The organism is Dermabacter vaginalis (assembly GCF_001678905.1).
Taxonomy (GTDB): Bacteria; Actinomycetota; Actinomycetes; order Actinomycetales; family Dermabacteraceae; genus Dermabacter; species Dermabacter vaginalis.
In genome coordinates this window covers 1,628,151-1,641,930 of the sequence record NZ_CP012117.1, presented here as the reverse complement: position 1 = coordinate 1,641,930, position 13,780 = coordinate 1,628,151, and the positions used below count along the sequence as shown (strand labels likewise).

At 63.7% G+C, this 13,780-nt stretch carries 16 protein-coding genes and 1 tRNA gene; 13 read left to right on the top strand and 4 right to left on the bottom strand.

Translation table 11 applies throughout. The features are described from left to right. Nucleotides 1-31 precede the first annotated feature (31 nt). Genes DAD186_RS07200 through DAD186_RS07190 form a run of 3 tightly spaced genes read left to right on the top strand, consistent with a single transcriptional unit; the run spans nucleotide 32 to nucleotide 3,554 of the window. Nucleotides 32-1,231 (top strand): NAD(P)-dependent malic enzyme, encoded by a 1,200-nt coding sequence (locus DAD186_RS07200; RefSeq protein WP_065248089.1) that lies wholly within the window; start codon nucleotides 32-34, stop codon nucleotides 1,229-1,231. Nucleotides 1,232-1,240: 9 nt separating this feature from the next. After that, nucleotides 1,241-1,648, top strand: a complete 408-nt coding sequence (locus tag DAD186_RS07195) for a DUF3039 domain-containing protein (RefSeq protein WP_065248088.1) — start codon at nucleotides 1,241-1,243, stop codon at nucleotides 1,646-1,648. A 40-nt stretch (nucleotides 1,649-1,688) separates the two neighbouring features. Beyond that, the gene (locus tag DAD186_RS07190) at nucleotides 1,689-3,554 is read left to right on the top strand and encodes a DEAD/DEAH box helicase (RefSeq protein ID WP_082991128.1); all 1,866 of its coding nucleotides are present in this window, start codon (nucleotides 1,689-1,691) and stop codon (nucleotides 3,552-3,554) included. Nucleotides 3,555-3,627: 73 nt separating this feature from the next. Here DAD186_RS07190 and DAD186_RS07185 read toward each other — a convergent pair whose 3' ends face one another. Further along, nucleotides 3,628-4,971: a nicotinate phosphoribosyltransferase gene (locus DAD186_RS07185; RefSeq protein ID WP_065248087.1), complete on the bottom strand. Its 1,344-nt coding sequence runs from the start codon at nucleotides 4,969-4,971 to the stop codon at nucleotides 3,628-3,630. 84 nt (nucleotides 4,972-5,055) lie between these two features. Here DAD186_RS07185 and clpS point away from each other — a divergent pair, with 84 nt between their 5' ends. From clpS to rdgB, 6 genes are all read left to right on the top strand, one after another. Continuing rightward, on the top strand, nucleotides 5,056-5,337 hold the full coding sequence (clpS, locus tag DAD186_RS07180) for an ATP-dependent Clp protease adapter ClpS (RefSeq protein ID WP_065248086.1): 282 nt from the start codon (nucleotides 5,056-5,058) through the stop codon (nucleotides 5,335-5,337). After that, on the top strand, nucleotides 5,337-5,990 hold the full coding sequence (locus tag DAD186_RS07175; RefSeq protein ID WP_065248085.1) for a DUF2017 family protein: 654 nt from the start codon (nucleotides 5,337-5,339) through the stop codon (nucleotides 5,988-5,990). The genes clpS and DAD186_RS07175 overlap by 1 nt, the downstream gene beginning before the upstream one ends. A 71-nt stretch (nucleotides 5,991-6,061) precedes the next feature. Beyond that, on the top strand, nucleotides 6,062-6,883 hold the full coding sequence (murI, locus tag DAD186_RS07170; protein ID WP_065248084.1) for a glutamate racemase: 822 nt from the start codon (nucleotides 6,062-6,064) through the stop codon (nucleotides 6,881-6,883). After that, nucleotides 6,880-7,662, top strand: coding sequence for an MBL fold metallo-hydrolase (locus DAD186_RS07165; RefSeq protein WP_208854252.1), 783 nt, complete (start codon nucleotides 6,880-6,882; stop codon nucleotides 7,660-7,662). The genes murI and DAD186_RS07165 overlap by 4 nt, the downstream gene beginning before the upstream one ends. A gap of 31 nt (nucleotides 7,663-7,693) precedes the next feature. Further along, nucleotides 7,694-8,437: a ribonuclease PH gene (rph, locus tag DAD186_RS07160; protein WP_065248083.1), complete on the top strand. Its 744-nt coding sequence runs from the start codon at nucleotides 7,694-7,696 to the stop codon at nucleotides 8,435-8,437. After that, nucleotides 8,434-9,063 (top strand): RdgB/HAM1 family non-canonical purine NTP pyrophosphatase, encoded by a 630-nt coding sequence (rdgB, locus tag DAD186_RS07155; protein ID WP_065248082.1) that lies wholly within the window; start codon nucleotides 8,434-8,436, stop codon nucleotides 9,061-9,063. Before rph ends, rdgB begins: the two co-directional genes overlap by 4 nt. A 34-nt stretch (nucleotides 9,064-9,097) precedes the next feature. Here the strand turns inward: rdgB and DAD186_RS07150 are convergent, their stop codons facing one another. The 3 genes from DAD186_RS07150 to DAD186_RS07140 all read right to left on the bottom strand — a co-directional run bounded on the left by DAD186_RS07150 (nucleotide 9,098) and on the right by DAD186_RS07140 (nucleotide 10,485). Continuing rightward, a complete protein-coding gene (locus tag DAD186_RS07150) occupies nucleotides 9,098-9,634 on the bottom strand; it encodes a DUF4916 domain-containing protein (protein ID WP_065248081.1) in 537 nt (178 codons plus the stop codon). Beyond that, nucleotides 9,631-10,359 carry a histidine phosphatase family protein gene (locus DAD186_RS07145; protein ID WP_065248080.1) on the bottom strand — a complete coding sequence of 243 codons (729 nt, stop codon included), beginning with the start codon at nucleotides 10,357-10,359 and terminating at the stop codon, nucleotides 9,631-9,633. Before DAD186_RS07145 ends, DAD186_RS07150 begins: the two co-directional genes overlap by 4 nt. A gap of 44 nt (nucleotides 10,360-10,403) precedes the next feature. Then, a tRNA-Leu gene (locus DAD186_RS07140) sits at nucleotides 10,404-10,485 on the bottom strand. A 105-nt stretch (nucleotides 10,486-10,590) separates the two neighbouring features. Between DAD186_RS07140 and DAD186_RS07135 the strand changes: the two genes are divergently transcribed. The 4 genes from DAD186_RS07135 to DAD186_RS07120 are packed head-to-tail and all read left to right on the top strand — an operon-like array spanning nucleotide 10,591 to nucleotide 13,763. After that, nucleotides 10,591-10,905, top strand: a complete 315-nt coding sequence (locus DAD186_RS07135; protein WP_065248079.1) for a hypothetical protein — start codon at nucleotides 10,591-10,593, stop codon at nucleotides 10,903-10,905. Further along, complete coding sequence (locus tag DAD186_RS07130; RefSeq protein ID WP_065248078.1) at nucleotides 10,902-11,225, top strand: GroES family chaperonin; 324 nt, start codon at nucleotides 10,902-10,904, stop codon at nucleotides 11,223-11,225. Before DAD186_RS07135 ends, DAD186_RS07130 begins: the two co-directional genes overlap by 4 nt. 33 nt (nucleotides 11,226-11,258) lie before the next feature. Beyond that, nucleotides 11,259-12,011, top strand: coding sequence for an SDR family oxidoreductase (locus DAD186_RS07125; RefSeq protein WP_065248077.1), 753 nt, complete (start codon nucleotides 11,259-11,261; stop codon nucleotides 12,009-12,011). Between the two features lie 33 nt (nucleotides 12,012-12,044). After that, on the top strand, nucleotides 12,045-13,763 hold the full coding sequence (locus DAD186_RS07120) for a cation:proton antiporter (protein ID WP_065248076.1): 1,719 nt from the start codon (nucleotides 12,045-12,047) through the stop codon (nucleotides 13,761-13,763). Nucleotides 13,764-13,780: the final 17 nt, after the last annotated feature.

Genomic DNA, 13,780 nt, shown 5'->3' with positions numbered 1-13,780 from the left:
CGGTGGCCGCGTGCGTGCAAAGATGAGGGGCATGGCTACGCACACATCAGACAACACCGAACCTACGCGCCTCGCGACCGGCACCGAGGCCGTTGAACGACGCATTTTCGAGGCCCACGAGGGCGGGAAGCTCACCGTCGAGCCCACTGCCCCGATCGACAATGCTGACGACCTCGCGATTGTGTATACCCCGGGCGTTGCCCGCGTTGTGGAGGAGATCGCCGAGCACCCCGAGAAGGCACGCGAATTCACGATCAAGAAGAACACGGTCGCGGTCGTGACCGACGGCTCCGCAATCCTTGGCCTCGGCGACCGTGGCCCGCTTGCCGCGCTTCCCGTCATGGAGGGAAAGGCAGCGCTGTTCTCGCGTTTCGCGGGTGTGGACGCCTTTCCGATCTGCCTTGACGCACACGACGTAGACGAGATCGTCGCCCACGTGAAAGCTATCGCCCCCGCTTTCGCCGGCATCAATCTTGAGGATATTTCCGCGCCGCGCTGCTTCGAGATCGAGGACCGTTTGCGTGCCGAGCTCGATATTCCCGTGTTTCACGACGATCAGCACGGCACGGCCGTGTGCGTGCTCGCGGCCCTCACCAACGCGCTCAAAGTAGTGGGAAAGAGCATCGATGAAGTCCGCATCGCGATGTCGGGTGCGGGCGCGGCCGGCACGGCGATCCTTCGGCTTCTCCGTGCAGCCGGCGCGCGCGACGTGATCGTGACCAACTCGAAGGGCATCGTGACGACGGGCCGCACAAAGGGCGACCGCCTCGAGTGGATCGCGGATCACACGAACCCTCGCGGAGTCGAGGGCGGGCTGCGCGAGGCCGTGAACGGTGCCGACGTTTTCATTGGCGTGAGCGTGCCGAACATCCTCGACGAGGAAATGCTGAGGAGCATGAACGCGCGCGCAATTGTGTTCGCACTTTCGAATCCCGTTCCCGAGGTCGACCCGGATATCGCGTGGCAGCACGCTGCCGTTGTGGCGACCGGTCGTAGCGATTTCGCGAATCAGATCAATAACGTGCTTGCCTTCCCAGGCGTGTTCCGCGGTCTCATTGATGCTCACGCGCGCGAGGTGACCGACGAAGCTCTCCTCGCGGCGGCTCACGCGATCGCTGCCGTGGTGAGCGACGATGAGCTTTCAGCCCGCCACATTGTGCCGAGCGTGTTTGACGAGCGCGTGACCCCGGCCGTAGCGCACGCTGTCGCAGGCTCGGGCGAGCGCGGTTAGGATCGATCCATGAGCATTTCACGCATTCGTTTCACGGCCTCGATTTCGGATCCGAACTCTCCGGACCACGGCGCGCCTCAGGCCCCCGCGGCCCCTGGCGCCGCCCCGAGCTCGACCGCGGTGCTCGAGCGCGAGGAGCAAACCGAGGACGCCGACCCCGGTGATCACGACCGCTTCGCCCACTATGTGCAGAAAGAAAAGATCGCGAAGGCCGCACTCAATAATTCACCGGTGATCGCCCTGTGCGGCAAGGTGTGGGTTCCGGGCCGAGACCCAAAGAAATACCCCGTGTGCCCGCAGTGCAAGGAGATCTACGAAGGCATAGGTGACGGAGGCAACTCGGGCGAAGGCGACGATAAAGGACGAGGTAAAGGCGGGTTTGGCGGCTTCCGTGGGCTTTTCGGCTCGGGTCGCTAAGGCTCTCTAAGCGCTCACGGGTTTATCGTGGAGGGCGCCTATGAATGCCCACGAATCTTCCGCTTCGCCCGACCTGTTCTCGAACTACCTGGAGTCCACTCGCACGAACGAGCAGCAAGCGCCGGCCGTGCATACCCAGGCAACGCCTCGCAAGCCTTCCTCGTTTGCGGCGCAGCAAATGCCGCCGGCATTTCCCGAGCGAGCGGCGTGGGGCACGGCTCCGAAGCTTCGTGCATGGCAGGCGGAGGCGCTGAGGCTCTACCAGGATTCGCAACCGCGCGACTTCATGACGGTCGCGACGCCCGGTGCCGGTAAAACGACCTTTGCGCTCCAGGTTGCCGCGGGCCTTCTTCGCGAAGGGATCGTGCGCCGCGTGACGGTCGTTGCTCCCACGGAGCACCTTAAAACTCAGTGGGCGGATTCCGCGTTGCGCGTGGGAATCCAGATTGATCCGAACTTTTCCAACGCCCAGGGGCGCCACGGCGATCACTACCAGGGCGTGGCACTGACATACGCCCAGGTGGGCGCGAACCCTCGGCTGCATCGGGCGCGAACGGAGGCCGCCCCTACCCTCGTGATCCTCGACGAGATTCATCACGCGGGTGATGCGCTCACGTGGGGTGACGGTGTGCGCGAGGCCTTCGACCCGGCGAAGCGGCGCCTCGCGCTTACGGGCACGCCCTTCCGTTCGGATGATGCCCACATTCCCTTCGTGCGCTACGAAGCTGATGGCGAGGGCTTCCTCCGCTCCAAGGCCGATTACACCTACGGTTACCGCGAGGCGCTCCAGGACCACGTTGTGCGCCCGGTGCTCTTCATGACGTATTCGGGTCGCATGCACTGGCGCACGAAGAGCGGCGATGAGGTTTCCGCGCAGCTCGGCGGCCTCGAAACGAAAGACATCATGCAGCAGGCGTGGCGCACGGCTCTCGACCCCAAGGGCGAGTGGATTCCCACGGTTCTCCAGGCCGCGGATCAGCGCCTCACGGAAGTGCGCCGCGGTGTGAAGGATGCGGGCGGTCTCGTGATTGCAACGGACCAGTCAACCGCGCGCGCCTACGCGAAGATTCTCGAGCGGGTCACGGGTGAGAAGCCCACTCTCGTGCTTTCTGATGACTCGAGCGCTGGCCGCAAAATCGAGGCGTTCAATGACTCGACCGACCGATGGATGGTCGCGGTGCGCATGGTGTCCGAAGGCGTTGACGTTCCGCGCCTTTCGGTGGGCGTATACGCGACCTCGACCTCGACCCCGATGTTCTTTGCCCAGGCGGTGGGGCGTTTCGTGCGTTCGCGTACGCGTGGTGAGACCGCGAGCGTGTTCCTCCCGTCCGTGCCCGTCCTCCTCGGCCTCGCGAATGAGATGGAAGCCGAGCGCGACCACGTGCTCGATACGCGCGAGAAGGAGCAGCTCGACCCGGAGACGGGTCTGGACGAAGAAGCGTTGCGCGAGGCGAACCGCGAGGAGAGAGCGAGCAGCGAGCTCGAGGGCAGCTACGAGGCCCTCGAATCGGATGCTCATTTCGATCGCGTGCTTTTCGACGGTGGTGAGTACGGTTCGCTCGCGATGGCGGGTAGCGAGGAGGAGCGGGAGTTTCTCGGGATTCCCGGGCTGCTGGAGCCTGAGCAGGTGACCTCGCTCTTGCGTGAGCGTCAGAGGAATCAGCAGCAGCGAAGTGCGCGTCTTTCGAGTGCCCCCGCGGGGCCCACGCACCGTGACGTGACGGCGCTTCGCAAGGAGCTTAGCTCGCTCGTGTCGGGCTGGGCGAGGCGCACGGGAACCCCGCACGGCCAGGTGCATAACGAGCTGCGTCGCCGCTCGGGTGGCCCGGCCGTTCCGCAGGCGAGCGCCGAGCAGATTCAAAAAAGGATCGACATCCTCCGCGGCTGGTTCGTGGGGAAGAAATAATCCGACGCTTGCCTGGCCAGGCGAATCTTCCACACTTTGCGCCGCGTGGCTCGCGGTGGCGGAGTCCGAAGCGTCAGTGCGAAAGCTCCTGAAGTTCCTGAAGAGAATGCACAACGGGTAGCAGTACCGCGCCGTCCTGGCCCGTGCGAATGTGCGAATCGGCGAGCGAGAGTTCCTCGAGCGCGCGTTCGTGTACGCGGCGCGCTTTCTCGATACGCTCCCACTGGCTGCGGGAGTCGAGAACCTCACCGTTTTCCACGAGGCGTGTGAGGAGCGGGCGCGCGTTGAGGGAGGCCGACGGCTGTTCGCCCGAATCGTCGGCGAGAACGAGCTCGGCGCGGGCCGCACCGTTCGCATCGCACACGCGATAGGCACGCTTGCTCCCCGCGATCGTGGCTTTTTGCACGGATTTCTTCGCGACGGCTTCCATCGTGCCGGAAGAGTTTTCGCGTTCGACGAGCTTGAACACGAAGCCCTGTGCGGGGTGGTCGCCGCCCGTCACGAGGCGCGTGCCGATGCCGTACCCGTCGAGTGGATAGTCGCGAAGGTCAAAAACGCGGTATTCATCGAGGTCGCTCGTCGCGGTGATCCTCGTGTCCGTTGCTCCGAGGGCATCGAGCTGGGCTCGCACCTCGCGCGCCGTTTGCCCAAGATTCCCGGAGTCGATGCGTACGGCTCCAAGGTCGGGGCCTGCAATCTCAACGGCGGAGTTGAGAGCTTCGCGAATGTCGAAGGTGTCCACGAGAAGGCTTGTTCCCGCACCGAGTGAGTGTACTTGTGCGCGAAAGGCGTCCGCTTCCGTGTCAAAGAGGAGCGTGAAGGCATGGGCGGAGGTCCCCACAACGGGAATGTCGTAGATTCGTCCAGCCTCGAGGTTCGAGGTCGAGGAGAAGCCCACGATCGCGGCGGCGCGCGAAGCCGCAACGGCAGCGTGTTCGTGCACGCGTCGTGAGCCCATCTCGATGCACGGACGCCCCTGAGCGGCCTGGATCATGCGCGAGCCGACCGAGGCAATCGCCGAATCGTGATTGAGGATCGAGAGTACGAGGGTTTCAAGGAGCACGCACTGCTCAAACGTGCCTTCGATGCGCACCACGGGGGAGTTAGGGAAAAAGACCTCCCCTTCGGCATAGGCCTCGATGTTCCCCTCGAAACGGTACCCCTCGAGGTAGGTGAGCAGATCCTCCGTAAATTGCCCGGTCGAGCGCAGAAAATCGAGGTCGGTTTCATCGAAACGGAAATCCGCGAGCGCGTCGAGAATGCGCCCAATCCCGGCGAAGGCGCCGTAGCGCCGCCCATCGGGGAGCGAGCGCGTGAACACTTCGAATACGCAACGGCGATCCGCAACGCCCGCTTCGCGTGCCGCCTGGATCATGGTGAGTTCGTACAGATCAGTGTAAAGAGAAGTTGTCGCCACGAACTAAGCCTAAACGAGGAAGCCGGGTAGTCTTAAGCTCCATGCCCGTAAGGAGTGCGAGCGTGAGGCGAGGGAGGAGACGCCGTGCGTGAAAAAGGCCAGAGTGAACCCCTGGCAAGCGTCGGAACCGAAACCGACCGGAAGTGGAACACCGTGGTGCTCAACGACGCCGTGAATGAACAAACGTACGTGACGTACGTGTTCCGCACGCACTTTGGATATTCGCGCTCGAAGGCCCACGCGCTCATGATGCAAGTGCACACGGAAGGCCGGGCGATCGTGTCGTGCGATGGGCGCGAACAGGCGGAGTCTCACGTGGGGGCAATGCACGAGTTTGGCCTGCTCGCGATTCTTGAGGAGGCGTGATGGCGCACTCGTTTATTGCGCGTGCCGACGGTCGCCTCATGTGCAGACTCGAGGCGGAAGAGCGCGCTGTGCTCGCGCAGGTCGCCGGCGAAATTACCGGCCTCATCCGGGTTGATCTTGGAATCGGCGATCACGGTTATGGAGAGTCGGAGCCGGGCGAAGCCATGTCTGAGGATCCACTTGCGCGGCTCGAAGCAGAAACGGTGAGCGCGCGCACCGAGATCCCGCGCGATAGTGCCACCCGGCGGCTCTTTCCGCCCGGAAGCAACGATGAGGATGAGGCGGGGGAGTACCGCCGCCTCACCCAAGCGAACCTCGCGGAAGCCCACATCGCACACCTGAGTGCTCTGCGGGCGAGTCTCGAGGCCGCGGGCGATATCGGGGGTGAGGGCCCGCACGACGAGATCGTGATCGAGAGTGCCGATGCGCTTTCGTGGCTTAAAGCGCTCAACGTGATCCGCCTTGTGCTTGCCGATCGCATGGGCATTGAAAACGACGGCGATTTCGAGGCCCTTCAACTTCTGTGCTCGAACGACCTCGAACAGGTCGAGGCGGAGCCGGGAGTTGCGGGAATGGAGTTCCTCGCAACCCTCTATGAGTTTGCGTCGTGGCTCCAGGCGAGCTTGATCGGGGCATTGAACGCACGCTCGTAGGCACCTGTGAGATCGCTTGCACGCGTGCGCCGGAGCACTCTCGCAGGGGTGAAGATGGATAGATTGAAAGCGTGAACGATTCACCCATCGGGATTTTTGATAGCGGGATCGGCGGGCTCACTGTCGCGCGCGCGATCATCGATCAGTTGCCGAACGAAGAACTTTTCTACATCGGCGACACGGCCCATACGCCCTACGGCGACAAACCGCTTGCGCAGGTGCGAGAGTATGCGCTCGCCGTGATGGACGAACTCGTTGAACACGACGTGAAGATGCTCGTGATCGCGTGCAATACGGCAACCGCGGCGGTTCTCGCTGACGCACGCGAGCGCTATAGCGTTCCCGTGCTCGAAGTCATCAAGCCGGCCGTGCGCCGCGCCGTTTCAGTCACGCATAACAAGCGCGTTGGCGTGATCGGCACGCGAGCGACCGTGAAGTCGGGTGCCTACCAGGATGCGTTCTCCGCGGCTGTTGACGTGCACGTTGAAGCCGCCGCGTGCCCCCGTTTCGTTGAATTCCTTGAGGAGGGCACGGACTCGGGCGACGAGGTTCTCGCCGCTGCCGAAGAGTACCTCGCGCCACTCAAAGCTGCGGATGTCGATACCCTCGTTCTCGGCTGCACGCATTACCCGATGCTCGCTGGAGTCATCAGCTACGTCATGGGGCCCGATGTCACCCTCGTATCCTCCTCTGAGGAAACCGCGATGGACGTCTACCGCACGCTCCAGGAGAAGGACCTCATGCGTACCGCGACCACGCCGCCGCTCCACGTGTTTGCCGAAACTGCGCCACGAGTGGGGCGCGCAAGCAACTTCGAGCGTCTCTCCCAGCGCTTCCTTGGTCCCGCGATTACCCACACGACTTCCATCCCCGTCATCGAGGAGGGTGCATGAGCATCGAATTGACCGTGGTTGGCTGCTCCGGCAGCTACGAAGGGCCGGGCGAGCCGGCCTCGTGCTACCTCGTGACCGTCCCGGGTAAGCGCGGCAAGCCCTTTCGTATTCTTATCGATTGCGGTAACGGCGCCCTCTCGAACCTCCACAAGGTCATCGACCCCTCCCACATCGACATCATCCTCATCTCGCACCTGCACGCGGATCACTTCCTCGACCTCGCAGGCCTCGAGGTGTACCTCGCGTATCACCCGCTCGTGAACTGCCCGACCGTGCGAGTATTCGCTCCCGAAGGCATCGACGAGCGTTTGAGTGCCGCGACCGGAAACCCCGATCCGATTCCGCCGGGTGCTAGACGCGCACCGTATGAGTTCATTCCGCTTTCGGAGGGCGACAGCATCGAAGCGGGCCGCGCGATCATCACCGCGGTTGCCGTGGAGCATCCCGTTCCCGCGTTCGGTTTCCGCATCGCCGTGGGAGACACTGTTGTGGCCTACACGGGGGATACGGATACGTGCGAGGGAGCCACGACCGTCGCGAACGGCGCCGACCTTCTCTTGTGTGAGGCGGGGTACGTTGAGGGGCGTGACGACCACTTCCAGGGCATCCACTTGACGGGCAAGCGCGCCGGTATTCTGGCACGCGAAGCCGGTGCGAAGAAGCTCGTGCTGACCCACATCCCGCCGTGGACCGATCGCGAAGTCCCGCTCGAAGAGGCGAGGGCCGAGTTCGATGGACCTCTCGAGCTCGCCGAGTCACTTCGCACCTACACGCTTTAATTCCCAGCTCGCGACCAACGAGGAGAAAGCCATGACCGAGCAGATCACCCGAGTCGACGGCCGCACCGTCGATCAGCTCCGCGACGTGAAGATCACGCGCGGCTGGCTCGACCACGCAGAAGGCAGCTGCCTCATTGAATTTGGGCGCACCCGCGTACTGTGCGCGGCAAGCTTCACCGAGGGCGTTCCACGCTGGAAGAAGGGCAGCGGCACCGGCTGGGTGACCGCCGAGTACGCGATGCTTCCGCGCGCGACCGGGTCCCGCTCCGATCGCGAAAGCGTCAAAGGCAAGATCGGTGGGCGTACCCACGAGATCTCGCGCCTCATTGGCCGTTCACTGCGCAGCGTCGTGGACATGAAGGCGCTCGGTGAGAACACGATTCAACTCGATTGCGACGTGCTCCAGGCCGATGGCGGTACACGCACCGCGGCGATCACGGGCGCCTATGTCGCCCTCGTCGACGCGATCGCGTGGGGCAAGCGCCATGCCTCGATCCCCGTGCTCGCGGACGTCCTTAGCGATTCCGTTTCCGCCGTGAGCGTGGGCATCATCGACGGCATCCCGATGCTCGACCTCGAGTACCGCGAAGATGTCAAGGCCGAGACCGACATGAACGTGGTGATGACCGGCTCGGGTGAGTTCGTGGAGGTACAGGGTACTGCCGAGAGCGCGCCTTTCAGCTACGACGAACTCCACGAGCTGCTTGGCCTCGCCTCGAAGGGCTGCGAAGAACTCATTCAAATGCAGCTTGCGGCATTTGAGGAACACAAGTGAGTGCGAACGCGAAGGTTGTGCTCGCGAGCCACAACCAGAAGAAACTCAAGGAGCTACGCGAGGTACTCGCGGACGCCATCGAGGGCTTCGATCCCGCACATGTCGTCTCGAGCGCGGATCTCGGCCTCACCGACCCTGTCGAGGACGGCGTGAGCTTTGAGGAGAATGCCCTGATTAAAGCCCGCGCGGCCGCACGTGAGAGCGGCCGCATCGCGATCGCCGACGATTCGGGCCTCGCCGTCGACATTCTCGGCGGAAGCCCCGGAATTTTTAGCGCGCGCTGGTCCGGGCGTCACGGCGACGATGCCGCCAACAACGCTCTCCTTCTCGCCCAGCTTGCCGATATCGCGCCCGCCAACCGCGGCGCTCGGTTCGTGTGCGCGGCCGCGGCGGTCGTTCCGGGGTCCGACGGCGGCCCAGCCCATGAAGTTGTCGAGCTCGGCACGATGCGAGGGGCGCTCCTTCGCGCCCCGCGCGGCGAGGGTGGGTTTGGCTACGATCCGCTTTTCGTCCCCGAGGGACACGAGAAGACGTCGGCGGAACTGACCCCTGAGGAAAAGAACGCGATCAGCCACCGCGGCAAGGCATTTCGCGCGCTCGCGATGCACCTCGCGACCCTGATCTGATCCCGTCGAACTCGGCGCGGTGACTCGCGCGCGGCTAGCTGATGCCGCCCGCGGCGAGGGCACGGCGCACGAGGATCGCGTGGGATTCCTCGAGCTCGTCCATGACAGCCGACTCAAGGATCGTCGCTGCCTCAAACCAACCGAGATCAAGCGCGTCCTCTTGCGGAGCGCAGTCGCCTTCAACGGGAACGATGTAGGCGAGTGACACTGCATGCTGGCGCGGATCCACGAACGGCGACTGGCCCGGTGTGGGGAAGTATTCGGCAACGGTGAACGGCACCATCGAGGTGGGCACCTTCGGGAGTGCGACCGTGCCCAGGTCCTTTTCAACGTGGCGAATGATCGCTTCGCGCAAACTTTCGTGCACGAGAACGCGACCCGACACGAGGGAGCGGATGATGCGTCCGGAACCGTCGGCCCGAAGCAGAAGCCCGATGTCTTTGATGGCCCCGTAGGAGTCGAGCCGCACGGGAACGACATCAACGTAGAGGATCGGGAGTTTGCGGCGAAGATCGCGAATCTCGTCGTCGTCAAACCAATTGGATTCAGTTCCCACTGCAGTGCGCGTCATTGTGACTCCTCGGGATCGTTCGCGGGGGCGGTATCGGTGGCGGGAAGGTAGGCCTCGAGCGCGGAGTGCTCCGCGAGGGGGAGGGTGGACGGGTCGATGCCGCAAGGTGCGTCCCACGCGGGATTCATCGTGGGGATCGCTCCCTCGCTGTGACGCCACTCGAAGGGCTTGCGAAGGGAGAAGCCGGCGATCATAGGCACGCGCCACAGGGTGGGGGATACCTCGAGCATCGTGAGGGAGGTGTTGGGGAGCGAGGTGAAGGCACGCTCGGCCACGGCGCTCACAAGATAGCGGATGAGCGTTCCGTGGGCGACCACGAGAATGCGCCCATCGGGGTGCTGCGACGAAACATCGCGAAGCGCCGCGCATGCGCGCTCGAGAACCGCGTCGATGCTTTCGCGGCCCGGGAAGTCACGCTGGGGGTACGCTTCGTAGGCCTCGGCGGTCGGCTTACCTTCGGCCCACCCGAAATCTACCTCGCGAAAGCCTTCGTGAACTCCGGTAAATCGGAGGTTGTGGTCGGCGGCGATGATCTCAGCGGTGCGGCGTGCGCGGATGAGCGGCGAACTCATGACGAAGTCCCACGGGAGTGCGGGGGAGAAGTCGAGCGCGTGGTGGGCCTGCTCGATACCGGTCGCGTTCAGGGGCACATCGCTCGCCCCCTGGAAGATGTTGTTGAGGTTCCAGTCGGTTTGGCCGTGACGCACGAGGCCGATCAGGGTCATCGATTCCTCCTCAACGCACGAGGCGCTGTCGAGTTAAGAGCGAGTACGCACGGGGGGACTTGAACCCCCACGCCCGAGGGCACTGGAACCTAAATCCAGCGCGTCTACCAATTCCGCCACGTGCGCATACCCGTCTAGCCTACCCGGCCAACGCATCGCGGTGAAAGTCCAGCCGGCGCCCGGTAGACTCGAGCGGTACGACCATGCGACGACACATCCCGGGAGGAACTCGTGGGAAAGAAGAAGGAAAGCCTCGAGGACATGAAGGGTGAGGCACTGCGCCGCCAGGACAACCTCGCCGCTGACATCGACGAACTGCTCGACCGCATCAACCCCGTCAACGCCATCCAGCGCTGGAAGAACGAAGCAACGGATTCCGCGAAGTCTTTTTTCGTCGCCGATAGCGGCGCCGTGAAGCCTGCTCCGGTCGCAGGCCTCATCGGTGGCGCTCTCGGCCTCCTCGCGATCACTGCCGGCGCCATTGTGCTTGTGACACGCACGCCGAAGGACGGCGACTACTTCGACCGCGACTACCGCCAGAAGTGAGCGACACACCCGCGCTTCCCCTGCGGATGCTCCACGACCGACTGCTCGTGGAGCCCGATCCCGAGGGTGAGCGCCGCAGCAAGTCCGGCATTCTCATTCCGGCGACAGTAAACGTTTCGACTCGGCTCTCGTGGGCAAACGTTGTCGCTGCCGGTAGCAACGTGCGCCAAGTGCGCGTGGGGGACCGTGTGCTTTTTGATCCCGCCGACCGTGCCGAGGTTGAACTCGACGCGAAAGTGTATGTGCTCCTTCGCGAGCGCGACGTGCATGCCGTGTACGAAGACGCGCGCGAGGGTGACGTCGCCGGCCTCTACCTCTGACCCCATTTCGCCTCCGAACGGAAGGAATCATTCATGACCACCACTAAGACCGCCGTCATCACGGGCTCGTCGCGAGGCGTGGGCGCCGATACCGCGAAGATCCTTGCCGCGGGCGGCTACAACGTCGTCGTGAATTACCGACAGAAGGCGCCGCGCGCGAACAAGGTCGTGAAGGAGATCGAGGAGGCTGGCGGTCACGCCATTGCCGTGGGGGCCGACCTCACGAACGAGGACGATCTCGAACGCCTCATGCAAACGGCGATTGACGAATTCGGTTCGCTCGATCTTCTCGTGCTCAACGCCTCGGGCGGCATGGAAAAGGACCTCGGCGAGAACTACGCTCTTCGCCTCAACCGCGACGCGCAAACGAACGCCCTCACCGCCGCCCTTAAGCGCATGAATCCCGGCGGTCGCGTGATCTTCGTGACGAGCCACCAGGCGCACTTCATCAATGATGTCGAGACCATGGACGCGTACGACGCGGTCGCGAAATCGAAGCGCGCGGGTGAAGACGAACTGACCTCGCGCATCCCCGAGATGAGTGAGAAAGGCGTGAGCTTCGTGGTGGCCTCCGGCGACATGATCGAGGGCACCGTCACGGCGACCCTTCTCAACCGCATGGAGCCTGGTGCGCTCGAGGCGCGTCGCGAGGCCGCGGGCAAGCTCTACTCGGTGCGCGAGTTCGCCGAGGAAATTGCGAAGCTTGCCCTCGCTGATCTTCCCACCGGGCACGTCGAGCTCGTGGGTGGCGCGAAGGATTTCCTCGCGCGCGTTGATTCCAAGTAAGTCAACGGCTCTCGCAAGGAAGAAGGCACAAGCATGGAACTGATTGTTCTCGCGCTCGTGGGCCTCACGGTTCTTCTGCTTTCGGCGATCTTCTCTCGCCGAACGGGAATTGCCGCCCCGCTTTTGCTGCTCGTTCTCGGGATTATCGCGAGCTTTGTGCCGTGGGTCCCCGATGTTGAGCTGACGAACGAATTGGTGCTTTTCGGCATCTTGCCGCCGATTCTCTTCGCCTCGGGGCGTAACGTTCCAGCGATCGAGCTTCGAAGGAACCTGAAGCCGATAGCGTGGCTCAGCATCGTCATGGTGATCGTGCCGGCGCTGGTCGTGGGCATCACGGTTCACGCTCTCTTTCGTGAGATCTCGCTTCCGCTTGCGATCGCCCTTGGCGCGGCGGTGTCCCCGATCGATGCAGTCGCGGCGACGAGCATTGGCCGAAGGCTCGGCCTGCCCGATCGCATCATGACCCTGCTTGAAGGGGAGAGCCTTTTTAACGACGCTGCGGCTCTCGTGACGATGCGGATGGCGGTTGCGGCCCTCGCTGCCGGCTTCTCGTTCGTGGAAGCGAGTATTGGTTTCCTGTGGGCCGTGGCGGGTGGCCTCGCGATCGGATACGTGGTGGGCAGGCTCATCAATTGGGCGCGCGGAAGGCTCGATGATCCGATCCTCGTGACCGTCGCGACCCTCGCGAGTCCGTGGGCGTCGTACATTCCCGCCGAGCAGGTGCACGCTTCTGGCGTGATTGCGGTCGTCGTCAGTTCGGTTGTCATGACGCACCTTGCGCCGCGTTCGCTTAATGCCGAGGAACGGACAATGGTGAGGTCGACGTGGGCGACGGTGAGCTATGTGCTTGAGCACGCGGTGTTCCTCCTCATGGGCATGCAAATCACGCTGCTCGTGAGCGATTCACGGTTAAGTGGTGGCATGGGTAGCGTGTGGCTCATGGCAACCGTTGTGCTCGTTGTGCTCATCGTCTTGCGGGCCGTTGGGGTTGCGTGTGTCGTGTGGATGTCGAACCACCGTGAGGCTCGTGCGCGCGCCCTTGGCCGCACGCTCAAGGGTGGGCTTTCCGACGAGGGAGAGCAGCGGGCGCGGATCCGCTTCGGTGAGAACTGGGAATCGGAAAGCTCGCGATGGCTCAACCGCACGCGAGCTGATATCGACTATGCGCTTACCGAGCAGATTTCGCCCAAGGGCGGAATCGTCCTTGCGTGGGCCGGGATGCGAGGAGTGGTGACGCTCGCGGCGATCCAAACTCTCCCGTATGTTGCGGGTGGGCAACTGGTGCAGCATCGCGAAACCGTGATTCTCGTGGCCTTCCTTGTCGCCGTGGCATCGCTCTTGCTTTTCGGAGGAACTCTTCCTTTCATCATTCGGGCCACGGGGCTAGCGGCTCCCGGCGTTGATGAGCGCCGGCACGAGGAGAAGATGCTTGTGAGGAGCATGCTCGAGACAGTCAATCGCGAGCTAGGCCCCCTCGCCGACCAGCTGATTGACGGCGAGCCGGTCCCGCCTCACGTCATCACGCGACTTGAGCGGCGTATGGCGGTGCTCAACAACCGCACGAATACGGAGGCGCTTCGCCTCGAGCGCGATACGCGCGATATCTACTGGGCGCTTTTCACGCGGTATCTCGACGCGCTCAGACTTGCCCTCGAGGAGGAGCGCTCCGTGGGTGCGTACTCCCACCATGCGCTCCGTGCGGCGGAGGAGATGCTCGACCGGTTCGAGGTCAACTCTCGCTCGCGTGGCTAAGTCCCGGCGGGTGGGGG